We start from the raw sequence: 22,677 nt of genomic DNA, 5'->3' as shown, positions 1-22,677 counted from the left end.
AGAGCGCCGGTCTTTGTTGTTACCACATTTACACTTGATCATGCGATTTAGGTATAAACCATGAACCAAAGCTTGTCACGTCTTCGTGCACGTCGATGTTAAGTGATTGCAATTCCTTTTTAATTAGAGCAGTCATTTCGTGTGACTCTGCGTAAGCGGATCGCCCATTCATTAAATCAGCAATTTTCGCTCTCGCGATTTGTTTGCGATCAATAACCATCGCGCCACCTCCAAATTTTCTATACTCTTATCATATACTACACCTATGAAAATTGCGACTTGTCTGACAAAAGGTCACAAAATAGTTTTATTTTCGCTATTGAACGAGTTCAATTGTAAGCACCACCTCGACTGTTGTCCAAAGAATAAATTGCTTCACTTTAAAACCATATTTAATATTGTCAATCATAAGCGTTTTGTTTTCGAGGGATTGAATGATAAAACTTCTAGTTCTAGAAATCGCTCCGAGATCCTTGTTGAGAAGATCATTTAATTCGGTTTGAATTTCTTTCTTTAATTCGTGACGCGTTAATGAGTTTAATGATAGGTCATTATTTTTCTCGAAAGTGACTTCGATTTTTTTGACGAGAAGAGTTTTTTCGATTTCTTTATTATTATAATTTTCTTGATCATCGAGCAATGTTTGATTTTGGGTTTTTAGGTCCGAGATTTCAATTTTTTGTTCTTTAATTGTTGTAATCTGCTTTTCGTACATAATGCCGAAAAGCATCAGAAAGAATAACCACCCAAAGATAACTCCTACAGAAAGACCTGCAAGAAATCGTTGCCATCCTTTTCTAGAATAAATTTGCGGAACTCTCATAAGGAAGAGCGTTCCTGAGTAAGCCAGTTAATGATCTCCATACCTGCCTGCGCCCCGCCAAGCGCACAGAAAATCCATAAAAATTGACGCATGATTTCATCTGGTGAACCACTGAGAAAACTTCTTTCCATGTTATTTATCGTATCAAATGTTCCGCCAATTGCTGCGGCAATCGCCCAGATTTTTAATCTTTGTGCAACGATATAGATCCAGTGTAGTGGTGGCTCACCAGAAAGGAATGCCCCGATTCCTCCGATAATTGACCCTCCAACAATCACACCAAATGCAACGAAAAAAGCGATAATTAATGTTACGAGCGTTACTCTCTCCATTTTGATTCCTTCTTTCGTATCAAATTTCATGAAGTAACTTATTCTTTACAATACATAAAAAGCTGAAGAAAAAGTGTGTGATTATAAATCAGCCTATTTTTCGCTTTTAGTACAGCCTATGCAATTAGGAGAGAGGGATATGCTTGATAATGTTTGTTTGAGAAGGTGGAAGTATTTATAATAGAAAGTAATAGCAAATTGAGAGTGGGATTATATATGGAATTTGTGCATCTTCGTGTTTACAGTGAATATAGTCTGCTAGATAGCCCAAGTCGAATTGAATCACTTGTTGAATCTGCAATACAAAAAGGATTTCAGTCTATGGCTCTGACAGATAAAGGAACAATGTATGGGACAATTCCATTCTATAAAGCATGTCAAGCAAAGGGAATCAAGCCAATAATTGGACTAGAGGTAAGCGTGGGGAATGAGTCTTCTCTCCATCAGCGGGACCAACAGTTGGATAACCTTGTTCTACTTGCTGTTAATACGGTAGGTTATGAGAACTTATTGAATATCAGTACGCAAATGCAAAGTACAGGGGGGCCAAATCCATACATAGATAAAACAAATTTATTTGAAAGATCAGATGGTCTCATCGCCTTATCTGGGACCCTTCATAGTGAAATTGGAAAAGCCCTTCTTTATGAAGAAGAGACGGTCGCCTTACAAATGGCAATAGAGTATCAACGCGTTTTCAAAGAGGGATTCTATCTCGAAATGCAGGATCATTCTCTTAGAGAAGAAAGACACCTTAACTTGTTAATTTCCAAGCTTGCCAATAAAGCGAACATTCCATTAACCGTTTCAAATGCGGTTCACTATATTAATCAAGAAGATGGGGAAGCACATGATTGCTTAAGGTGTATTGATACAGGGCAACGTTATCAAGAGAAAGACAAGGTGGCCTTACCTAATCATGAATATTATTTAACCTCTGAGGAAGAAATGAGAGAGCGGTTTAAGGGTTATGAGGAAGCTCTTGCAAACACAACTAAGATCGCCGCAAGATGTTCTGTCGAACTGAATTTTGAGCAAACGCACTTACCCGTTTATCCAGTTCCTGACGGAAAATCGGCTTTTGAGTTTTTGAAGGAGATATGTATAAACCATTTAGCTGAACGGTATCACGATCCAGGTATACATGTGACGGACCGATTAGATTACGAACTTACAATTATCAATGAGATGGGATTTAATGATTATTTCCTAATTGTTTGGGATTTCATGAAATATGCTCATGATCATCATATGATTACAGGTCCGGGGAGAGGATCGGCGGCTGGCTCTCTCGTTGCTTACTTATTGCATATAACTGATGTGGATCCTATCGAACACAACCTTCTATTTGAGCGCTTCTTGAATCCAGAACGAGTTACGATGCCAGATATTGACATCGACTTCCCTGATGTAAGAAGAGATGAGGTCATTGAATACGTTTACGAGAAATACGGACATGACCGCGTAGCCCAAATCGTAACGTTCGGTACGCTTGCTGCAAAAGCTGCAATTCGTGACGTTGGAAAAGTGTTAGAAGTAGACACGAAGCTTCTGGATGCGATGTCTAAAGCAGTCCCTTCAAGACCTGGAATGACGTTGAAACAGGCAAAAGAAGAGTCAAAAGCACTCAGGGAGCTCATATCATCTACCTCTGAAGGAAAACAGGTTTTTGACATAGCAAGTACGATTGAAGGGCTACCACGTCATACATCAACACATGCCGCAGGAATTGTTATTTCAGCTGAGCCGCTTACGAAACATGTGCCTTTACTTGGTGGTCATCATATTAGTTTGACGCAGTTTCCCATGAACGATTTAGAAGAAGTAGGTCTATTGAAAATGGACTTTCTTGGACTTCGAAATTTAACTTTAATTGAAGGGATATTAAATGATATTGAAAGTGAAACAGGCGTGCGCCCTTCGCTTTCTACTATTCCAATGGATGATCAACCTACCTTCTCACTGCTGCAAAAAGCTGACACAACAGGTGTTTTTCAACTTGAATCTGATGGCATGCGTCAAGTGTTGAGGAGGTTGAAGCCGACTGAATTTGAAGATATTGTTGCTGTTAATGCTTTATATAGGCCGGGTCCAATGGAAAACATTCCGCTCTTCATTTCAGGTAAACATAAAGAACGTTCAATTGATTATCTCCATCCAGATCTTGAACCAATTCTAAAATCAACTTATGGAGTTATCGTGTATCAAGAGCAAATCATGCAAATTGCATCAAAATTAGCAGGTTTTTCTCTTGGAGAAGCGGATTTATTAAGAAGGGCCGTATCTAAGAAGAAGCGTGAAGTTCTTGAATCTGAAAGAGAGCATTTCGTTAGTGGTTGTCTTGCAAAGGGATATCCTAAAGAAACTGCTATTAAAGTATATGAGTACATTGTCCGTTTTGCGGATTACGGATTTAATCGGAGTCACGCAGTAGCTTATAGCGTGATTGCTTATCAACTAGCTTATTTAAAAGCTAACTATTCACGTTACTTCTTTTCGAGTCTATTAACTTCTGCAATCGGAAATCAAGATAGACTTGCTATGTATTTATCAGAAGCAAGACAGAAAGGCATAACGGTTCTTCCGCCGTCAATCAACAAAAGTAAAGAAACCTTCACTGTTGAAAATGAGGCCTTGAGATTCGGTTTACTTCCTGTAAAAAATGTAGGTAAAAATGCTATAGAAGAAATCTTGGATAAGAGGAATCACTTTTATAAAAGCCTTTTTGATTTATGCGCAAGAATTTCACTGAGAATAGTAAATAAGCGTGCACTTGAATCGTTGATCTTTGCTGGTACGATGGATGAGTTCGGGGTAAGTCGTTCCTCTATGCTCGCTTCACTCGAAGGGGCCATGAACTATGGGTCTGAACAAAATGGACAAACAGGTTTTTTTGAAGATGGTGAGGCTGAACCAGTTTACGAGAGCGTTCCCCCTTTTGATGAAAAAGAAATGCTTGCTTTCGAGAAAGAAGCAATTGGGTTTTATTTAACAGCCCATCCTCTTGATCCCTATTTAGAGAATTTGAAGGGATACGTAAGAGATGTTACGAGGGAAGCAATCACTGCTTCAGATCGAGCCCCATTAAGGTTAGCTGTAGAGGTATTGAAGGTCAGAAGTATTCGCACGAAGAAAGGACAAATGATGGCTTTTCTAACGTTTGGTGATGAAACGGGAGAAATAGAAGGAGTCGCTTTTCCTGATGTTTGGGAACAAATGGAGAGTCTTTTATCGAAAGGGCAATTTCTTTACGTTGATGGTGTAGGGCAGAAACGAAATGATCAAACGAATATTATTATTTCTCGAGTGATGAAGCTAAGTGATGTTCAGCCAAAGAAAGAGAAGAAAACCTTATTTCTGAAAGTTGAGCCTCACCATATAAGTATGCTAAGTGAAGTGAAGGAAGTGCTTCGTAACTATGAGGGTGATGCAGAGGTCGTAGTTTATTATAGTGAAACAGATAAAACCGTAAAGCTTGGTAAAGAATGGCTGGTAAACCCTGATACTGACTGTCTTCAAGCCTTGAAAAAATTACTTGGTGAAAACAATGTTGTGAAAAAGCCTCAATGAAAATCTTTACAGCTAATGGTGATTTGTTATAATGGTGAAAATAGAGTGGTCTGACCACTGCCCAATTGTACTAGGGAAATTGTTAACATCATCTAATGCTTCTGAAAAAAGGAGAGTGGGTTTATTGTCCATTACGAGAGAAGAAGCTCTACATATTCACAGAGTGAGACAAGGAAAACTAGAATCTAAATCAAAGGTGCCGGTTCGAAACGCTACGGATTTAAGTCTAGCTTATTCACCAGGTGTTGCAGAGCCTTGTAAAGAAATTTATGATGACAAGAATAAAGTATATGAATATACGATGAAAGGAAACATGGTTGCCGTCGTATCCGATGGCACAGCCGTTCTTGGACTTGGAAATATTGGGCCGGAGGCAGCACTTCCTGTAATGGAAGGGAAAGCAGTGCTTTTCAAAAGTTTTGCTGGTGTTGATGCATTTCCTATTTGCTTAAATACGACAGATGTTGATCAAATTGTGCAGACAGTAAAGTTAATGGAACCTACTTTTGGTGGTATTAACCTTGAAGATATTGCTGCCCCTAATTGCTTTGTTATCGAAGAAAGATTAAAAAAAGAAACAAATATCCCTATTTTCCATGATGATCAACACGGCACTGCCATTGTTACGGTAGCAGGGCTTGTCAATGCTTTGAAACTATCAGGTAAGAAAATGAGTGAAATTAAAGTAGTTATCAATGGTGCTGGAGCTGCAGGTATCGCCATTATTAAGCTTTTGAATCGTTTTGGTGTCAAGGATATCATTATGTGTGATTCGAAAGGTGCTATATACGAAGGCCGTTCTTATGGAATGAACGACGTGAAGGCAGAAGTTGCGAAGTATACAAATCGTGACAAAGCAGAAGGATCACTGAAAGAAGTTATTTCAGGAACAGATGTTTTCATTGGGGTTTCAGTTGAGGGAGCACTGACAAGAGAAATGGTCGAATCTATGAATGATGATCCAACTATTTTTGCAATGGCTAACCCTAATCCTGAAATCATGCCAAATGATGCAAGAGAAGCGGGAGCTAAGGTCATTGGTACTGGGCGATCAGATTTCCCAAATCAAATAAATAATGTTCTAGCGTTTCCTGGAATTTTCCGAGGCGCACTTGATGTTAGAGCAACTCATATTAACGAAGATATGAAGGTCGCTGCTGTCCATGCTATTGCAGAACTTGTTGCTGAAGAAGATTTGAGCGCTGATTACGTTATTCCCGCACCGTTTGATCCACGAGTAGCACCTGCTGTTGCTGCTAGTGTAGCGAAAGCTGCGATGGAGACGGGTGTGGCTCGTATAAACGTAGATCCTGAAGCAGTTAAAGAAAAGACACGTGCTCTCGCTATTATTGAAGAAGATAACGAGTAAGTGGGGAAGAGCTTGACTTTCTCACTTTTTTCTTGCATTTTATTTATGGAGAACATGAAAAACAGCTTATCTTCTGAACATTTATTTTGGTTAAGAGGCATTCACGGTTCCAAACCGCAATTGTCTACTGTTACTATTTGTTTTCAGTCAGGAAAGGGTGTTGATTTCCCATGACGAGTCAGGGGAAAGTTTATCAGAATATCCTTCAGAAAATAAAAGCGATTATTTATAACGATGGTTTACAAACCGGTGATAAGCTCCCTTCGGAAAGGGAGCTTTCTGAGCGCTTAAATGCAGGAAGATCTTCCGTAAGAGAAGCGTTAAGATCAATGGAAATGCTTGGTCTAATTGAAACTCGTCGAGGAGAAGGGACATTTATTGCAAATGCTAGAGATCATCGACTTGTAGAAGTCATTGCCTCCTTCATTCTAAAAGATACAAAGTCTAAAGAAGATCTGTTAGAAACTAGAAGGTTAATTGAAAAAGATATTCTAAGGGTGGCTTGTGATCGAATCTCAGATGAATATCTTGATCGATTAAGAACTATGATGGAATATAAGGACAACTCTTCCGGTCGAAATATTTTTTCAACTGAATTTGATACAGCTTTCTTCCGAGTTATTGTTTCATCAACTCATAATCATCTACTCATGAGGTTATGGGGAGAGCTTGCAGATTACCATCAGACAATTTGGCACCAGTTAACTTTCCGTCCTAAAGAGTATTATGAATCCATGATTGATGCATTGACTTCTAGGAATAAGGAAAGTGCCATTTGTTTATTTGACACGTATGAAATAAAAAAAACGGAAGAATAGCAAATATGTTTGATATTGTGAAAGGGATGGTCAACTTTGTTAAAAGATCTATTCAACAAGAAGAAGAAGTATGCGACGGTTCCCTCAGATAAAATAAAACAAGATGTACCTGAAGGCATTATGACAAAGTGTCCAGGGTGTAAAAGTATTATTTATACGAAAGAGCTGGAAAAATCGCATAAGGTTTGTGTGAAATGTGGGTATCACCATCAAATGTCAGCCCCTGAAAGGTTAAAGGATACGCTTGATGCAGGTTCTTTTACAGAACTGGATGCTGATATGATTTCAGAAAACCCGCTCTCTTTTCCCGATTATGTTGAGCGTTTGGAAAAGGATCAAAAGAAATCCTCATTGAATGAAGCGGTTGTAACGGGTGAAGGAACAATAGATGGCTACCGAACAGCTATTGCAGTAATGGATGCACGTTTTCGAATGGGAAGCATGGGTTCAGTGGTAGGAGAAAAAATCACTAGAGCGATTGAGCATGCGCATAAAGAAAAAATTCCGTTTATTGTCTTTACTGCCTCAGGCGGTGCTCGAATGCAAGAGGGTGTTTTGAGTTTGATGCAAATGGCGAAATCCAGCGTTGCGCTTAAAAGGTTTAGCGATGACGGAGGACTATTCATTTCTATAATGACACATCCTACAACTGGTGGTGTATCAGCGAGTTTTGCTTCTGTAGGCGATTTTAATTTCGCTGAACCTAAGGCTTTGATTGGCTTCGCTGGTAGACGAATTATTGAGCAAACGATTCGTGAAGATCTTCCAGAAGATTTTCAAACGGCTGAATTTCTCCTTCATCATGGTCAGTTGGATCGGGTGATACATCGAGCTGATATGAAGAAGATACTCGGTCAGGTACTAATGATTCATGGAAATGGAGGTGAAGAATAATGGCACAGAGACTTGATTTTGAACGACCTCTCCAGGAGTTAGAAGATAAAATTACTGAATTACATTCTTTCATGGAAGAAAAGAATGTGGATCTTAATGATGAAGTTTCTCGTCTTCAAAAAAGACTTTCAAAAATGGAAGAAGAAATTTATGAGAATTTAACAGCGTGGAACCGTGTCCAATTGGCTAGACATCCTGAACGTCCCACAACTTCTGATTATATCGAGCGTATATTTGAGAACTTTCTTGAATTGCATGGTGATCGACTGTTTGGTGATGACGAAGCGATTGTAGGAGGTATCGCAACCTTTGAAGGAAAACCTGTTACGGTTATCGGCCATCAGCGTGGTAAAGATACAAAAGAGAATCTTAAACGGAATTTTGGTATGCCACATCCTGAAGGCTATCGTAAAGCGCTTCGTCTCATGAAACAAGCTGAAAAATTTCAACGTCCCGTTATTTTTCTTCTAGATACTAAAGGAGCGTTTCCTGGTAAGGCAGCGGAAGAAAGAGGACAAAGTGAAGCGATTGCACGAAACCTGATTGAAATGGCGGGACTAACCGTTCCTATCATTTGCATTGTTATAGGAGAAGGTGCGAGTGGAGGAGCGTTAGCGATTGGTGTAGGTAATCACGTGCACATGCTTGAAAATTCATGGTATTCCGTTATTTCTCCTGAAGGAGCTGCGGCCTTGTTGTGGAAAGATTCTAGTTTAGCTCAGCAGGCTGCTGATACTATGAAAATCACGGCGCCAGATTTGAAAGAACTAAATGTCATAGATGAGATTATCCCTGAAGTAAAGGGAGGGGCTCATCGCAATATGGAAGAACAGGCGAAAGCGATTCAATCGGCCCTTGTCAAATCACTTGAAGAACTGACACAACTTTCCAAACAGGAGCTTGTGAATCAACGCTATGAAAAATACAGAAATATTGGACAATATACGTTTGTAACCGATACCATTGGCTTAAAATAAGGAAAGTGCTTTCTCGTTATAGAGAAAGCACTTTTTTGCGATGAAGCTTAGCTATTGTATTCAACGACCGTATTTGATATTTTAATAACACAAAGAATTAATGAGGTGAACAGTTATGAAACGTATTGGTGTACTAACCAGCGGAGGAGACTCACCAGGAATGAACGCTGCTATTCGAGCTGTCGTTCGAAAAGCAATCTACCATGATATTGAAGTTTATGGGATCTACCACGGATATACCGGGTTGATTAATGGAAATATAGAGAAAATGGAAATCGGTTCTGTAGCTGATATTATCCATCGTGGCGGTACAATGCTATATTCTGCTCGCTGCCCTGAATTTAAGACACTTGAAGGTCAACTGAAGGGTGTAGAGAACTTAAAGAAATTTGGTATTGAGGGTCTAGTTGTAATCGGAGGAGATGGATCCTACCGTGGAGCTCAGAAATTAACTGGTCATGGCTTCCCGACGATTGGAATTCCAGGAACGATTGATAATGACATCCCAGGAACAGACTTTACAATTGGTTTCGATACAGCACTAAATACAGTTATTCAAGCTATTGATAAAATTCGTGATACGGCGACATCTCATGAGCGTACATATGTGATCGAGGTAATGGGACGTGACGCAGGAGATATCGCTCTTTGGTCAGGACTTGCTGACGGTGCTGAATCAATTCTCATTCCTGAGGAGAAGTTCGAGTTGTCAGATATTTTGAGTCGTCTGAAGCGCGGCCATGATCGCGGAAAACGTCACAGTATTATTGTTGTTGCTGAAGGTGTTGGAAGTGGTGTTGAAATTGGGAAACAAATTCAAGAAGAAATGAACATGGAAACACGTGTAACCGTTCTTGGTCACGTTCAACGTGGTGGTTCACCAACTGCTTCGGACCGAGTTCTAGCAAGCCGTCTTGGAGCACGTGCTGTTGAACTTCTACTTGAAGGAGCAGAAGGGCGAACAGTTGGTATTCAGAACAACCAAATTGTTGATATGGATATTAACGAAGCACTCGCTCTGCCACATGAAGTCAATCAAAAAATGTGTCAGCTTGCAAAGGAATTATCTATTTAAAAGACGTTAAGTGGTTCACCCCTTTAAACTTAAGGGGTGTATCGTAATGTCCGAAAATATTACATAACATAGTTGTTATGAAGAAAACTAATTGAAGCATAGCTTTTAGGAGGAGACAGACCCATGCGCAAAACTAAGATTGTCTGTACGATTGGACCAGCAAGTGAAAATGAACAAACTTTAGAAAAATTGATTAATGCAGGGATGAACGTTGCTCGTTTAAATTTCTCACATGGTGATTTTGAAGAACACGGTAATCGTATTAAATCAATCCGTGCAGTTGCTGAAAAGCTAGGAAAAAACGTTGCGATCCTTTTAGATACAAAAGGCCCAGAAATCCGTACGAACAATATGGAGAACGGTGGAATCGATCTTGAAGCTGGTCAACAGCTTATCGTTTCTATGGAAGAAGTACTTGGTACAACTGAGAAAATCTCTGTCACATATCCTGAACTTGTTAATGATGTTCACGTTGGATCTAAGATTCTACTTGATGATGGATTGATTGAACTTGAAGTAAAGCAAATTGAGAAGAATGAACTTTATACTGAGGTTCTAAATAATGGAACATTGAAAAACAAAAAAGGTGTTAACGTACCTAACGTGAGCGTTAACCTTCCTGGTATTACAGATAAGGATGCTGCAGATATTGAATTCGGTATTGAACAGGGTGTAGATTTTATTGCTGCGTCATTCGTTCGTCGAGTATCCGATGTTCTTGATATCCGTAAACTTCTTGAGAAGCATAAAGCAACTGACATTCAAATTATCCCTAAGATTGAAAACCGTGAAGGTGTTGATAACATCGATTCCATCCTTGAAATTTCAGATGGTTTAATGGTTGCTCGCGGTGATCTAGGTGTTGAAATTCCTGCTGAAGAAGTACCTCTTGTACAAAAGCAGCTTATTAAAAAGTGTAATGCACTTGGAAAGCCTGTTATTACTGCAACACAAATGCTTGATTCTATGCAGCGTAATCCTCGTCCAACTCGTGCGGAAGCGAGTGACGTTGCCAATGCTATTCTTGATGGCACAGATGCAATCATGCTTTCAGGTGAAACAGCGGCAGGATCTTATCCGGTAGAAGCTGTTCAAACTATGCATAACATTGCTTCTTATACTGAAAAATCATTGAACTTCCGTGAGCTTCTTTCTGTAAGAAGTAAAGAAACAGAAACAAATACAACAAATGCGATTAGTGAATCAGTAGCTCACACAGCTTACAACTTAAATGTGCCAGCAATTATTACAGCTACTGAGAGCGGACATACAGCGCGTATGATTGCTAAATACCGTCCGAAGGCACCGATTGTAGCTGTAACAAATACGGCTAGCGTTTGCCGCAAGCTTGCTCTTGTATGGGGCGTTCATGCACAAGAAGGACACAAAGTATCAACAACAGACGAAATGCTAGAAGTTGCAGTTGACGCTTCAATCCAGTCTGGAATTGTAAATCACGGAGATACAGTTGTTATTACTGCTGGTGTTCCAGTTGGAGAATCTGGTACAACGAACTTGATGAAAGTTCACGTTATCGGTGATATTCTTGCAAAAGCTCAAGGAATTGGGAAAACATCTATTTCAGGAAGAATCGCTATCGCAAAAAATGCTCAAGAGGCGATTGATAAAGCAGATGGAAACACAATTCTAGTTACAATTGGCTCTGATAAAGATATGGTTCCTGCTCTAGAGAAGGCAGCAGGGCTTATTACAGAAGAAGGCGGACTTACTTGCCATGCTGCAGTTGTAGGTCTTAGTCTTGGACTCCCTGTCGTAGTTGGTCTTGAAAATGCGACACAACTATTCGAAGAAGGTCAACAAGTAACACTTGATGCAACGACTGGAATTATTTACAACGGGAAAGCAAGCATTCTATAAGCAAGATTGAAACTTTTAAAAGGCTGTCGAGAAAATCGACAGCCTTTATTATTTAACTTATTTTGAGTATTCTTCACTGGGGATTAGGTTAATGGTGCAATTGAGTTCGAAAATTATTTTAAATCACGTATAATAGTGTTAACGGGACAATTTCCCGATTATGATTGAGGGAGCTATGTCATGTTTCGTATTTTGTTGCTTTTTATTATTATCGTTCCAGCTCTAGAAATCGCTTTGTTACTTCTGTCAGGAAGAACACTGGGACTTATTCCGACAGTATTATTGATTATTGGTACAGGGATTCTAGGAGCGTGGCTTGCGCGTAAAGAAGGGGCAGAAACGATCCAAAAGGTTAACAGACAAATGCAATCAGGCCAGATGCCTGGAGATGCTATTCTAGATGGTCTATGCATACTCGTAGGTGGTGTCGTTCTACTCACACCAGGCTTCATCACAGATGCAACAGGATTTTTACTTCTCATCCCGGCAACGAGAAAACCTTTTAAGAGATGGATTAAGAAATTCCTTGAACGTCGAATGAATAATGGTCAGTTTATGTTTATTAGAAGGTAAAAATTCTGCCTTAGAAACGTATAATGAAATGTCATTAAGGAGCTTGAATACATATTCAAGCTCCTTTTCTATCGGAAGAAATAAAGTGTGATTTGACATTGTATAAACAAGTAAATTATATTAATTGATAGGTCAATGATTGACCTATCAATTAATTAAGGTTATATTGTTGACATCAAGGAACTCATCTAGTATATTAGTTGATGAGTCAACGATTGACCCATCAACTGATTGAAGGAGGAGGATGCGTTGAAGAATTCTTGTTCAAATGAAGGCGAAATTTTATATCAGTTAAATGATATTTACAAGCAAATGAGCCCTAAATTCGAACGATGCACCGGCATCAGTCAGTCTCGCTTAGAGCTCCTGCATAAATTGTTTGAGGTTGATGAAATTAGCCAAACAGCATTGCAGAAAGAAGTGAATATTGATAGCGCTGCTGTAACGAGACATTTAAAGCAGTTGGAAGTGAAAAAAATGGTTGCTCGTCGTAAAAATCCAGATGATAACCGGTTTACCTTCGTGAGGTTAACAGAAGAAGGCAGAGATCGAATTGCATCTTTTCGGAAAGAGAAAGAGCAATTCATTCAAAAGGTACTAAAAGATTTTACTGAGCAGGAACAATCAGAATTATCGAATATGCTTAATCGTATTCAAAATAACATTAAAGAAATTCAATACTAACTAGAAAAGTACTAAGGAGAATTAACGATGAATGCAACGAAAATTAATGACTTTAACGAAATTATTACAGGGCGCCGCTCAATCCGCCATTATGATCCATCCGTGAAAATAAGTAAAGAAGAGATGACTGAAATACTAACTGAAGCAACACTCGCACCCTCTTCAGTGAACCTTCAACCATGGCGTTTTGTCGTTATTGATAGCGAAGAAGGAAAGGCGACATTAGCACCACTTGCTAAATTCAACCAGTCTCAAGTTGAGACTTCTTCAGCAATGATTGCCGTTTTTGTTGATATGAACAGCTTGGACTATGCTGATGAAATTTATGACACTGCTGTACAAAAAGGATATATGCCTGCAGAAGTTAGAGATCAGCAGCTTCCAGCGATTAAAGGGTTGTTAGAAGGCATGTCAACAGAACAGTTTAGAGAAATGAACATCATTGATGGTGGTTTGGTATCCATGCAGTTAATGCTTGCTGCACGTGCACACGGTTATGACACCAATCCAATTGGAGGATATGAGAAAGCTCAAATCGCTGAAGCTTACGGTATGGATAAAGAGCGTTACTACCCAGTTATGTTGCTTTCAATTGGTAAAGCAGCAAATGAAGGCTACAAATCTGTACGCTTACCTGTTGAATCGATTGCAGAGTGGAAATAAAAAATAAAAATTGAAAAGAGGAAATGAACAATGATTATTATTCATGCAGGATTACAAATTAACCCGGCTAAAGAAGAAGAATTTCTTAAAGAAGTGACAACTTTGATTGAAGCGGCTAGAAATGAAGAAGGTAACATTTCTTATACACTTTCGAAAGAAGTTGAAAAAGAGAACACTTATAAAATGATTGAAGCTTATGAAGATATGGCTGCAGTCGAAGCGCATAACCAAAGTGCTCATTTTCAAACTTTTGTAGGTAAAGCACCAGAATATCTAGTTGCACCTTTAGAAGTTAAAGTTTATGACGCTACTGAGATACAAAAATAATAATTACTAGATAGCGACAAGCTTTCGACTGTAGCATGGGAGCAACGTCCAAATGAGACGTTGCTCCCATGCTTTTTTTGCTTCTATTATTAAAGGGGGTTTGATATAGCCGCTCAGACCGATTTTTCTCTTTGTGATTCATCCAATTGGTTTCGAGAGAATCCTGTACGAACCACTAAAGTGATCAGTGTAATTAGACTCATGCTCCTTTGATAAAACCCCAAATGTCCTTAAAAACATTTGCATGATAAAGAGTTTTTAGTACAACGAGAAGAACTGGGCCGATGATTAGACCAATGAACCCAAATAGTTGGAAGCCTACAAATAGAGCAATCAATGTTGCAAGAGGATCAAGTCCAATATTCGATGATAGCACTTTAGGCTCCATGACTTGCCGCTGAATCACGACAACTCCATAGAGAATAGAAAGTCCTATGGTCAACCCGTAGTTTCCGATTAAAAAGGAATAAATCATCCATGGCACGAAAATTGCGCCTGTACCAAGGTATGGTAGTAAATCGACAAGGCCAATGATAATCGCTATGGTAATAGCATAATCTACCCTTAAAATAAAAAGACCAACTAAAACAATGATCGCTGTCATTGAAATAAGGGTAAGCTGTGCTTTCAAAAAGCCAAATAGAGCGCGTCTTAAGTCAATATAAACGGTGCTAATACTTTCTTGGATATCAGTTCTTACTTTTAATTTCATCCAATTTATGAACTTATACCAGTCTTTACTAATAAAGAAAGTGGCAAGCATAGAAAAGACCAGAACTGTTAGGATCGTAGGTAAGCTGACGATAAACGAGCGTATTCCTTCAACAAGAGATTGAAGTATATTCGTAAGAGTAGTTGTAATGGTTGTTCCAATGGATTGGATATTATCGAGTACAGTGGTTTGTTGATCTTTGTTCAAATCCTTAAATAATTCTTCAAGCTGATAATAAAGTGGCATGACGTGAGACACGAAAAGATCTTCTATGAATAAGATAATTTCCTGGAAATTTCCTGGTAATACATTTGCGATATATACAACGCCTTGTACAACTTCATTTACTAGCAGAGCAATAAAGGCTGCAAGGACTCCGATAAGGAATAGAATTGATAGGGCTACAGCGAGCGGTCTCGGTATTTTCGCTCTGTTTTCTAATAAATCTACGAGAGGGTTAATTAGAAAAGCGAGCAGCAGAGCGATGACAAATGGATAAGCAAGATGCCAGATATAATAAAAGGAGATCAGAGAAACAATAATAAGAAGAATGACAAGTAGAAAGCGTAAGATTCTATGTATGTACTTCCAATTCATTTGAATCCCCCTTATGTCTTTCCTATATTTTACACCGGTTACTTCGTGACAATCAATTAGGGATTGAGGTGATCCGTGCTTAAATTCATAAAATTTGTTATACTATAAGAGTTCTGTTAGTGTGAAAGAGGGAGTTATATGACAATTATTTCACAGCCTACCATCTTTTTGCTTATCTTACTTGGGATCGCACTTGTAGCGAAGAATAGCTCACTGATCATTGCGGTAGTTGTTTTATTACTAATCAAAGCAGTGGGATTAGGGGATAAAGTGTTTCCGATATTTCAATCCAAAGGCATTTCATGGGGCGTAACGATTATAACCATTGCTGTACTCGTGCCAATTGCTAGTGGTGAAATAGGGTTTAAGCAACTAGGAGAAGCTGTCAAATCTTCCTATGCCTGGATTGCGATGGGGGCAGGAGTGTTTGTAGCCATCATAGCTTCAAAAGGCATCGTCTTACTTCAGAATGATCCGCATATTACGACAGCACTTGTGTTTGGTACTATTCTTGCAGTGGCCGTTTTTCAAGGGATTGCTGTAGGGCCATTAATAGGAGCAGGAATTGCCTACATGGCTATGAAAATTGTCGAACTTTTTAACTGAACAACTGTTCAGGAAGGGATGTTTGTGCATTATTTATTTGATTATCAATTCAGATTTTCGGCATATGAGAAAAAAAGGAATTGATGAAATTATGCATATTCATTCACAAATATCAGAGAATTGTTTATAATGAGAACTGACGCACCAACTTGTACATAGGTTCTTATTTTTTTTGGAGCGTTTTAAAAGCGTTATCAAAGCAGAATTTTTAGAAAATATCAAAGCCAATAATATGGAAAAGGAGAGGGAGACGTATGACGACTACACGCGGATTAGAAGGCGTAGTTGCAACAACATCATCGATTAGTTCTATCGTTAATGATGTCTTAACATACAGAGGATATAACATCGATGACCTCGCTGAGAATGCTAGTTTTGAAGAAGTAATTTATCTTTTGTGGAATGATAAACTTCCAAATAAGACAGAACTTGAGGAATTTACAGCTGATTTTGCCAAAAATGCAGCTATTCCTGAAGAAATCGTTGCTCAAATGAAGTCTTATCCAAGTGATCAAGTACATCCGATGGCAGCTCTTCGTACTGCTGTTTCTACACTTGCTTTATATGACGAAGAAGCAGATGATATGAGTGAAGAAGCGAATTATCGTAAGGCGATTCGTCTTCAAGCTAAAATACCTACTGTTGTAACCGCTTTTTCCCGGGTTCGTGAAGGAAAAGATCCAATAGAACCTAAGAAAGATCTAAGCTTTGCTGCTAACTTTTTATACACATTAACTGGTGAGCTTCCGGAAGATGTGGCTGTGACAGCTATCAATAAAGCCCTAGTCCTTCATGCAGACCATGAACTGAACGCTTCCACTTTTACCGCTCGCGTATGTGTAGCTACTTTATCTGATATGTATTCAGGTGTCACAGCAGCGATTGGTGCTCTTAAGGGACCTCTTCACGGTGGGGCAAATGAACGCGTGATGGCTATGTTAAGTGAAATTGGAAGCGTTGATAATGTCGAACCTTATTTGCAAAATGCATTTGATAACAAAGAAAAGATCATGGGCTTTGGACATCGCGTTTACAAGACAGGTGACCCGCGTGCGAAGCATTTACGAGAGATGTCACGTCAGTTAACTGATCTTACAGGTGAAACAAAATGGTATGAGATGTCAACGAAGATGGAAGAAATCGTTACAAGTGAGAAAGGTCTTCCACCAAATGTAGATTTCTATTCAGCTTCTGTTTACCATAGTCTTGGCATTGATCATGACCTGTTCACGCCACTTTTTGCAGTGAGTAGAGTTTCTGGTTGGATTGCTCATATCCTAGAGCAATATAGTAATAATCGCCTCATTCGTCCGCGCGCAGAATATATTGGTTCAACGAATCAGACATATGTAAAAGTAGAAGACAGATAGAAGAAAACTCAGGGAGGATCATTTCTTCCCTGTTTAGCTAACATAAAAGTTATTTCAATAGGAGGAATACAGAATGGCAAATGGAGAGAAGATTACTGTAAATAATGGTGTACTAAATGTTCCAGATCACGCAATTATTCCGTATATTGAAGGAGATGGGACTGGTCCTGATATTTGGGCAGCTGCTTCTAAAGTTATCGAAGGTGCCGTTGACAAAGCTTACGGAGGAAAGAAGAAAATTGTATGGAAAGAAGTATATGCAGGTCAAAAAGCCTACGATAAAACAGGTGAATGGCTACCAGCAGCTACTCTTGATGCAATTCGTGAATACATAATTGCAATTAAAGGGCCACTTACAACACCTGTAGGAGGAGGCATTCGTTCTCTTAACGTTGCACTTCGTCAAGAACTTGATTTATTTACTTGTCTTCGTCCAGTTCGTTATTTTAAAGGAGTTCCTTCTCCAGTAAAACGCCCTGAAGATACAGATATGGTTATTTTCCGAGAAAATACAGAAGATATCTATGCTGGAATCGAGTTCCAAAAAGGATCAGATGAAGTGAAAAAAGTGATTTCATTCCTTCAAGATGAAATGGGTGCAAAAAACATTCGTTTCCCTGAAACTTCAGGTATTGGTATTAAGCCAGTTTCTGAAGAAGGAACGAAGCGTCTTGTTCGCGCAGCGATTCAATACGCTCTTGATGAAGGTCGTAGAAATGTAACGCTTGTTCATAAAGGGAACATCATGAAGTTCACAGAAGGCGCATTTAAAAACTGGGGCTATGAAGTGGCTGAACAAGAATTTGGAGATAAAGTCTTTACTTGGGCTGAATACGATCGTATCGTTGAAGAAAAAGGTAAAGATGCTGCGAACGAAGCTCAATCTAAAGCAGAAGGTGAAGGCAAACTCATCGTGAAAGATGCGATTGCGGACATTTTCTTGCAACAAATTCTTACTCGTCCAGCTGAGTTCGACGTTGTCGCTACAATGAACCTTAACGGTGATTATGTATCGGATGCTCTTGCAGCGCAAGTTGGTGGAATTGGGATTGCTCCAGGAGCCAATATCAACTATGAAACTGGTCATGCTATTTTTGAAGCAACGCATGGTACAGCTCCAAAATATGCTGGTCTTGATAAAGTGAATCCATCATCTGTTATTCTCTCAGGCGTTCTTATGCTTGAGCACATTGGATGGAATGAAGCAGCTAAGCTAGTTCTGGATTCCATGGAAAAATCAATTGCGAATAAAGTTGTAACATATGACTTTGCGCGACTAATGGACGGCGCAACAGAAGTGAAAACATCTGAATTTGGTGATGAACTAATCAACAATATGGACTAATTCCACAGACCACCAATTTTGAACTGGATTAAAGGAGTGGCTATTAAATGACAATGAAACGTAAGAAAGTTTCCGTAATTGGTGCAGGATTTACAGGTGCAACGACGGCTTTTCTGCTAGCTCAAAAAGAACTTGCTGATGTAGTACTTGTAGATATCCCGAATCAAGAAGGTCCGACAAAAGGAAAAGCTCTTGATATGTTTGAAGCAAGCCCAGTTCAAGGATTTGACTCTAAAATCACAGGGACTTCAAGCTATGAAGATACAGCTGATTCAGATATTGTCGTTATCACTGCTGGAATTGCAAGAAAACCAGGGATGAGTCGCGATGATCTTGTGAATACTAATGCCAAAATCATGAAGAGCGTTACTCAAGAAATCGTAAAGTATTCTCCTGAAACGACAATAGTTGTTCTAACAAATCCTGTAGATGCCATGACGTATACGGTGTTTAAGGAGTCAGGTCTCCCTAAAAACCGTGTCATTGGGCAATCAGGCATTCTTGATTCTGCACGATTCCGCTCATTTATTGCTGAAGAATTAAATCTTTCTGTGAAAGATATTACCGGTTTCGTACTTGGTGGTCATGGTGATGATATGGTACCACTTGTTCGCTATTCATTTGCTGGGGGCATACCACTTCAGAGCCTTATTTCTGAAGACCGACTTAATGAAATTGTAGAACGTACACGCAAAGGTGGCGGGGAAATTGTGAGCCTGCTTGGAAATGGTAGTGCTTATTATGCTCCTGCTGCATCTCTTGTTGAGATGGTTGAAGCCATTTTAAAAGATCAACGCCGTGTGCTACCTACAATCGCTTATCTTGAGGGTGAATATGGCTATGATGGTCTATACCTTGGTGTGCCAACAATACTTGGCGGTGGTGGGATTGAAGACATCATCGAATTAGATTTAACAGACGAAGAAAAGAAAGAGCTGGATAAATCAGCTGAATCTGTTCGTAAAGTTATGACGGTATTAGGTTAATAAAGCCAATAAAGTAGATCCGGTTTTAACCGGATCTCTTTTACAACATTAGGAGAAAGCGCTTTCTTATATAAGGTGGGGTAGCTATGCTTTTAGGAAAAAAACGAAAAATCGGGCGAATGATTGAAGAAATTTCTGTTGGAGAAAAGCTTGAGGTATCAGAAAAGATAGAGGATCGAGATCTTCTTCTCTACCTTGGAATTTCTAATGATAACAATCCTCTATTCATTCAGCATGATTATGCCTCCATGACGCCTTTTAAAAAGCCGATTGTTCCGCAAATTATGCTTCTTGCTATCGTAACAGGTGCTATTTCTAAATATTTGCCAGGACCTGGAAGTAGTCTTAAAAAACATGACGTAATATATGAAAACCCGGTGCATCATTATGAGACGATTCACTTCAAGTTTGAAGTCACAAACGTGTCTAAAGAAGCACATGAAGTCGTCATAAATGTTAAGGGTGTAAACGAATCAGAGAATTCCATTTTAGACGGAACTTTCACTGTCAGCCCTCCATATCCTGCTAAACCATTAACAAAGTCAACTTCATTTGATAATTTTTAGAGCCCATTTTGGGCTCTTTTTTTGTTACGAACTTTCATACGTATGGAAAACGGTTAATACCGTGGATAGCTTAAGTTTTTCTTTTGCCTTTGTGAAAAAAATAGTATGATGAAGGTATTCAGGCTAAAATAAAGAAAACCGCCTGGTATAAGAATCGGTATTGATGAATGGGGAAATTCGTTAGGGGGATTTGACAATGGCTCAAAAAATACTAGTTGTTGATGATGAAATATCAATTTTAACATTGCTTCAATTTAATCTTGAACAGGCAGGATACGAAGTCGTCACTGCTGAAAACGGTGCTGAAGCATTAGAAGTCGTGGTTGAGGAAAAGCCGAATTGCATTATCCTTGATCTCATGCTACCTGAAATGGATGGATTAGAAGTATGTAAAGAATTGAGACAACGTCATATTCACACACCTGTGCTGATGTTAACTGCAAAGGATGATGAATTTGATAAAGTGCTTGGTCTTGAACTAGGTGCTGATGATTATATGACGAAGCCATTTAGTCCAAGGGAAGTAGTGGCCAGAATCAAAGCTATTCTCAGACGAGTGAAACAACTTGAGGAATCAAAGGCTGCTAGCCAAATGGAAGAATCCGAAAAAATCCAAGTTGGAGAATTGGAAGTATATCCCAATAATTATGAAGCATTCTTCCAAGAAAAGATTATGGAGGTAACCCCGAAAGAATTTGAGTTACTAGTTTATCTTTTACGTCATAAAGGACGTGTGCTTACCAGAGAGCAGCTGTTGAGCGCTGTATGGAATTATGATTTTGTAGGAGATACGAGAATTGTTGATGTGCATGTTAGTCACTTACGTGAAAAGATCGAACAGAATACGCGCAAACCTGAATATATTAAAACAATCAGGGGGCTTGGATATAAGTTAGAGGAGCCCTCAATTTAATGAAAAGATTTCGTTCACGCTTTCTTAATGCTCAATTTGTTATCCTCTTTATTGTATTTTCTATGATGATCGTTTTCCTTGGCAATTTATTTGAAGGAATTCTATTCGAGAGTGCTAGTCAGGAAACTCTAACGAATATGTGGCTGATATTGATTTTTTCTTTTGCAGCTGCTTTTTTTATCATTATATATTTTAGTCTTCGTATCTCCAATCAGTTAACGAAGCCCCTGGAGGGAGCATTAAAGGTTGCGAATGAACTAGCTTCGGGAAATTTCAAGGCAAGAACATATGAGTATAAACTAGACGAGACAGGACAACTAAGTCATGCTTTAAATATACTTGCTAGAAATTTGCAAACCATGACGACATCTTATGAAATTCAGCAAAATCGCTTAATGACACTTATTGAAAACATGGATAGCGGCTTAATTCTTATTGACTCAAAAGGTCATATTAATTTAGTGAACCGCTTTTATAAAGATACCTTTCAAATCCAAGTAAATGATTATATGGACTTGCTTTATTATGAGGCTATTCCTTATCGAGATATTATTCGTATTGTTGAGGAGACACTTCTTGTAGAACACACAGTGCGTAAGCAGGTTGAATTAGAAGTAGGAATTGAAATAAGGCATTTTGATGTGTCTGGTGCACCAATTCTTGATCAGGACAATAAGCTGAAGGGTGTTGTCCTTGTTTTTCACGATATTACAGAACTGAAGAAGCTCGAACAAATGCGCAAAGACTTCGTAGCGAACGTTTCTCATGAATTGAAAACGCCGGTGACTTCGCTCAAAGGGTTTGCTGAAACATTATTAGATGGCGCTATGGAAAATAAAGCTTTTAGAACTCGTTTTCTTACCATTATTCTAAATGAGAGTGATCGACTTCAAAGTTTAATTCAGGATCTTCTCGATTTATCTAAAATGGAACAAAAGCATTTCTCATTAAACTGGCAAGTTGTGGACTTAGAAGAGGTTATTGATGACTGTTTGTTAATGACTCAAAGCAAAGCAGAAAAAAAGGGCATCGAAGTGAATGTCCAATATGAGGGGAATCTTCATATTAAAGGAGATACAAATCGTTTAAAACAAGTGTTTCTGAATTTAATTGCCAATAGCATTACGTATACACCGGAAGAAGGCAAAGTTACGATTTCTGTTAAAGAGTCAAATGACATTGTTGAGTTCATTATTTCGGATAACGGAATTGGCATTCGTAAAGAAGAACTTCCTAGGATATTTGAACGTTTCTATCGAGTGGACCGGGCTAGAAGTAGAAATTCAGGCGGAACGGGTCTTGGGCTTGCTATAGTGAAACACCTTGTTGAAGCCCATCATGGCCGTATTGATGTGAAGAGCGAACTTGGAGAGGGGACAACATTCGTGATTACACTTAACAAAGAGAGATATTTCTAAACTTTACGATTTCTTTACACTCTATTTATATGTCCTTTAAACTATTTCTGTAAAGTAACAATTGACCCCTTCATCATGACGAGAGCATATTTTTGAGACGAGTATAACTCGTCTCTTTTTTTTTGCTCATATTATGGAATGCTTTCTATACAAAATCAAAACTTTATTGAAAATGTTAAGT

The 22,677-nt window shown here is 38.8% G+C and carries 22 protein-coding genes; 18 read left to right on the top strand and 4 right to left on the bottom strand.

Annotated elements, in window-relative coordinates:
- Positions 1-28: 28 nt before the first annotated feature.
- The 3 genes from Q4550_RS09645 to Q4550_RS09635 form a co-directional block, all read right to left on the bottom strand.
- A complete protein-coding gene (locus Q4550_RS09645) occupies positions 29-220 on the bottom strand; it encodes a YtzJ family protein (protein ID WP_098444518.1) in 192 nt (63 codons plus the stop codon).
- Between the two features lie 96 nt (positions 221-316).
- Positions 317-823 (bottom strand): sporulation membrane protein YtrI, encoded by a 507-nt coding sequence (gene ytrI / locus Q4550_RS09640; protein WP_303532163.1) that lies wholly within the window; start codon positions 821-823, stop codon positions 317-319.
- The gene (locus Q4550_RS09635) at positions 820-1,155 is read right to left on the bottom strand and encodes a YtrH family sporulation protein (RefSeq protein WP_194219635.1); all 336 of its coding nucleotides are present in this window, start codon (positions 1,153-1,155) and stop codon (positions 820-822) included. Before Q4550_RS09635 ends, ytrI begins: the two co-directional genes overlap by 4 nt.
- A gap of 216 nt (positions 1,156-1,371) precedes the next feature.
- Here Q4550_RS09635 and Q4550_RS09630 point away from each other — a divergent pair, with 216 nt between their 5' ends.
- The 11 genes from Q4550_RS09630 to Q4550_RS09580 all read left to right on the top strand — a co-directional run bounded on the left by Q4550_RS09630 (position 1,372) and on the right by Q4550_RS09580 (position 13,983).
- Positions 1,372-4,725 (top strand): DNA polymerase III subunit alpha, encoded by a 3,354-nt coding sequence (locus Q4550_RS09630; RefSeq protein ID WP_303532160.1) that lies wholly within the window; start codon positions 1,372-1,374, stop codon positions 4,723-4,725.
- 130 nt (positions 4,726-4,855) lie between these two features.
- The gene (gene ystJ, locus Q4550_RS09625; protein ID WP_408962578.1) at positions 4,856-6,094 is read left to right on the top strand and encodes an NADP-dependent malic enzyme; all 1,239 of its coding nucleotides are present in this window, start codon (positions 4,856-4,858) and stop codon (positions 6,092-6,094) included.
- 170 nt (positions 6,095-6,264) lie between these two features.
- Positions 6,265-6,912 carry a FadR/GntR family transcriptional regulator gene (locus Q4550_RS09620; RefSeq protein WP_303532156.1) on the top strand — a complete coding sequence of 216 codons (648 nt, stop codon included), beginning with the start codon at positions 6,265-6,267 and terminating at the stop codon, positions 6,910-6,912.
- Between the two features lie 36 nt (positions 6,913-6,948).
- On the top strand, positions 6,949-7,806 hold the full coding sequence (gene accD / locus Q4550_RS09615; RefSeq protein ID WP_303532153.1) for an acetyl-CoA carboxylase, carboxyltransferase subunit beta: 858 nt from the start codon (positions 6,949-6,951) through the stop codon (positions 7,804-7,806).
- Positions 7,806-8,783, top strand: coding sequence for an acetyl-CoA carboxylase carboxyl transferase subunit alpha (gene accA / locus Q4550_RS09610; RefSeq protein ID WP_303532151.1), 978 nt, complete (start codon positions 7,806-7,808; stop codon positions 8,781-8,783). The genes accD and accA overlap by 1 nt, the downstream gene beginning before the upstream one ends.
- 115 nt (positions 8,784-8,898) lie before the next feature.
- Positions 8,899-9,858 carry a 6-phosphofructokinase gene (gene pfkA / locus Q4550_RS09605; RefSeq protein WP_226614638.1) on the top strand — a complete coding sequence of 320 codons (960 nt, stop codon included), beginning with the start codon at positions 8,899-8,901 and terminating at the stop codon, positions 9,856-9,858.
- Between the two features lie 123 nt (positions 9,859-9,981).
- Positions 9,982-11,736: a pyruvate kinase gene (gene pyk / locus Q4550_RS09600; protein WP_194219300.1), complete on the top strand. Its 1,755-nt coding sequence runs from the start codon at positions 9,982-9,984 to the stop codon at positions 11,734-11,736.
- Positions 11,737-11,916: 180 nt separating this feature from the next.
- A complete protein-coding gene (locus Q4550_RS09595) occupies positions 11,917-12,309 on the top strand; it encodes an FxsA family protein (protein WP_194219301.1) in 393 nt (130 codons plus the stop codon).
- Between the two features lie 249 nt (positions 12,310-12,558).
- Positions 12,559-12,993, top strand: coding sequence for a MarR family winged helix-turn-helix transcriptional regulator (locus Q4550_RS09590; protein ID WP_303532147.1), 435 nt, complete (start codon positions 12,559-12,561; stop codon positions 12,991-12,993).
- A 27-nt stretch (positions 12,994-13,020) separates the two neighbouring features.
- Entirely contained in the window at positions 13,021-13,656 is a 636-nt protein-coding gene (locus tag Q4550_RS09585; RefSeq protein ID WP_303532146.1) for a nitroreductase family protein, read from the top strand.
- A 30-nt stretch (positions 13,657-13,686) separates the two neighbouring features.
- Positions 13,687-13,983, top strand: a complete 297-nt coding sequence (locus Q4550_RS09580) for a putative quinol monooxygenase (protein ID WP_303532145.1) — start codon at positions 13,687-13,689, stop codon at positions 13,981-13,983.
- Positions 13,984-14,182: 199 nt separating this feature from the next.
- On the opposite strand, the gene ytvI is transcribed toward Q4550_RS09580, so the two are convergent.
- A complete protein-coding gene (gene ytvI, locus Q4550_RS09575) occupies positions 14,183-15,292 on the bottom strand; it encodes a sporulation integral membrane protein YtvI (protein WP_303532143.1) in 1,110 nt (369 codons plus the stop codon).
- A 138-nt stretch (positions 15,293-15,430) separates the two neighbouring features.
- Between ytvI and Q4550_RS09570 the strand changes: the two genes are divergently transcribed.
- The 7 genes from Q4550_RS09570 to pnpS all read left to right on the top strand — a co-directional run bounded on the left by Q4550_RS09570 (position 15,431) and on the right by pnpS (position 22,496).
- Entirely contained in the window at positions 15,431-15,898 is a 468-nt protein-coding gene (locus Q4550_RS09570) for a DUF441 domain-containing protein (protein ID WP_306558417.1), read from the top strand.
- 254 nt (positions 15,899-16,152) lie between these two features.
- Positions 16,153-17,268, top strand: coding sequence for a citrate synthase (citZ, locus tag Q4550_RS09565; protein WP_303532142.1), 1,116 nt, complete (start codon positions 16,153-16,155; stop codon positions 17,266-17,268).
- Positions 17,269-17,341: 73 nt separating this feature from the next.
- Entirely contained in the window at positions 17,342-18,613 is a 1,272-nt protein-coding gene (gene icd, locus Q4550_RS09560) for an NADP-dependent isocitrate dehydrogenase (protein WP_194219307.1), read from the top strand.
- Between the two features lie 47 nt (positions 18,614-18,660).
- Positions 18,661-19,599, top strand: a complete 939-nt coding sequence (gene mdh, locus Q4550_RS09555; RefSeq protein ID WP_283153889.1) for a malate dehydrogenase — start codon at positions 18,661-18,663, stop codon at positions 19,597-19,599.
- Positions 19,600-19,685: 86 nt separating this feature from the next.
- Positions 19,686-20,165: a MaoC family dehydratase gene (locus tag Q4550_RS09550; RefSeq protein WP_303532139.1), complete on the top strand. Its 480-nt coding sequence runs from the start codon at positions 19,686-19,688 to the stop codon at positions 20,163-20,165.
- A 196-nt stretch (positions 20,166-20,361) separates the two neighbouring features.
- Positions 20,362-21,078 carry a response regulator transcription factor gene (locus tag Q4550_RS09545; protein WP_303532138.1) on the top strand — a complete coding sequence of 239 codons (717 nt, stop codon included), beginning with the start codon at positions 20,362-20,364 and terminating at the stop codon, positions 21,076-21,078.
- Positions 21,078-22,496, top strand: coding sequence for a two-component system histidine kinase PnpS (gene pnpS / locus Q4550_RS09540; protein WP_303532137.1), 1,419 nt, complete (start codon positions 21,078-21,080; stop codon positions 22,494-22,496). The genes Q4550_RS09545 and pnpS overlap by 1 nt, the downstream gene beginning before the upstream one ends.
- Positions 22,497-22,677 lie beyond the last annotated feature (181 nt).

Source organism: Anaerobacillus sp. 1_MG-2023, assembly GCF_030547345.1.
Lineage (GTDB): Bacteria > Bacillota > Bacilli > Bacillales > Guptibacillaceae > Guptibacillus > Guptibacillus hwajinpoensis_B.
The sequence above is the reverse complement of the archived record's forward strand: the minus strand, read 5'-3'. Positions and strand labels throughout refer to the sequence as shown.

Bases quoted from the DNA above. Each gene is read 5' to 3' on its own strand.
- Q4550_RS09645 (WP_098444518.1), bottom strand. From the start codon at position 220: ATGGTTATTGATCGCAAACAAATCGCGAGAGCGAAAATTGCTGATTTA.
- ytrI (WP_303532163.1), bottom strand. From the start codon at position 823: ATGAGAGTTCCGCAAATTTATTCTAGAAAAGGATGGCAACGATTTCTT.
- Q4550_RS09635 (WP_194219635.1), bottom strand. From the start codon at position 1,155: ATGGAGAGAGTAACGCTCGTAACATTAATTATCGCTTTTTTCGTTGCA.
- Q4550_RS09630 (WP_303532160.1), top strand. From the start codon at position 1,372: ATGGAATTTGTGCATCTTCGTGTTTACAGTGAATATAGTCTGCTAGAT.
- Q4550_RS09620 (WP_303532156.1), top strand. From the start codon at position 6,265: ATGACGAGTCAGGGGAAAGTTTATCAGAATATCCTTCAGAAAATAAAA.
- accA (WP_303532151.1), top strand. From the start codon at position 7,806: ATGGCACAGAGACTTGATTTTGAACGACCTCTCCAGGAGTTAGAAGAT.
- pfkA (WP_226614638.1), top strand. From the start codon at position 8,899: ATGAAACGTATTGGTGTACTAACCAGCGGAGGAGACTCACCAGGAATG.
- pyk (WP_194219300.1), top strand. From the start codon at position 9,982: ATGCGCAAAACTAAGATTGTCTGTACGATTGGACCAGCAAGTGAAAAT.
- Q4550_RS09595 (WP_194219301.1), top strand. From the start codon at position 11,917: ATGTTTCGTATTTTGTTGCTTTTTATTATTATCGTTCCAGCTCTAGAA.
- Q4550_RS09585 (WP_303532146.1), top strand. From the start codon at position 13,021: ATGAATGCAACGAAAATTAATGACTTTAACGAAATTATTACAGGGCGC.
- Q4550_RS09580 (WP_303532145.1), top strand. From the start codon at position 13,687: ATGATTATTATTCATGCAGGATTACAAATTAACCCGGCTAAAGAAGAA.
- ytvI (WP_303532143.1), bottom strand. From the start codon at position 15,292: ATGAATTGGAAGTACATACATAGAATCTTACGCTTTCTACTTGTCATT.
- Q4550_RS09570 (WP_306558417.1), top strand. From the start codon at position 15,431: ATGACAATTATTTCACAGCCTACCATCTTTTTGCTTATCTTACTTGGG.
- citZ (WP_303532142.1), top strand. From the start codon at position 16,153: ATGACGACTACACGCGGATTAGAAGGCGTAGTTGCAACAACATCATCG.
- icd (WP_194219307.1), top strand. From the start codon at position 17,342: ATGGCAAATGGAGAGAAGATTACTGTAAATAATGGTGTACTAAATGTT.
- mdh (WP_283153889.1), top strand. From the start codon at position 18,661: ATGACAATGAAACGTAAGAAAGTTTCCGTAATTGGTGCAGGATTTACA.
- Q4550_RS09550 (WP_303532139.1), top strand. From the start codon at position 19,686: ATGCTTTTAGGAAAAAAACGAAAAATCGGGCGAATGATTGAAGAAATT.
- Q4550_RS09545 (WP_303532138.1), top strand. From the start codon at position 20,362: ATGGCTCAAAAAATACTAGTTGTTGATGATGAAATATCAATTTTAACA.
- pnpS (WP_303532137.1), top strand. From the start codon at position 21,078: ATGAAAAGATTTCGTTCACGCTTTCTTAATGCTCAATTTGTTATCCTC.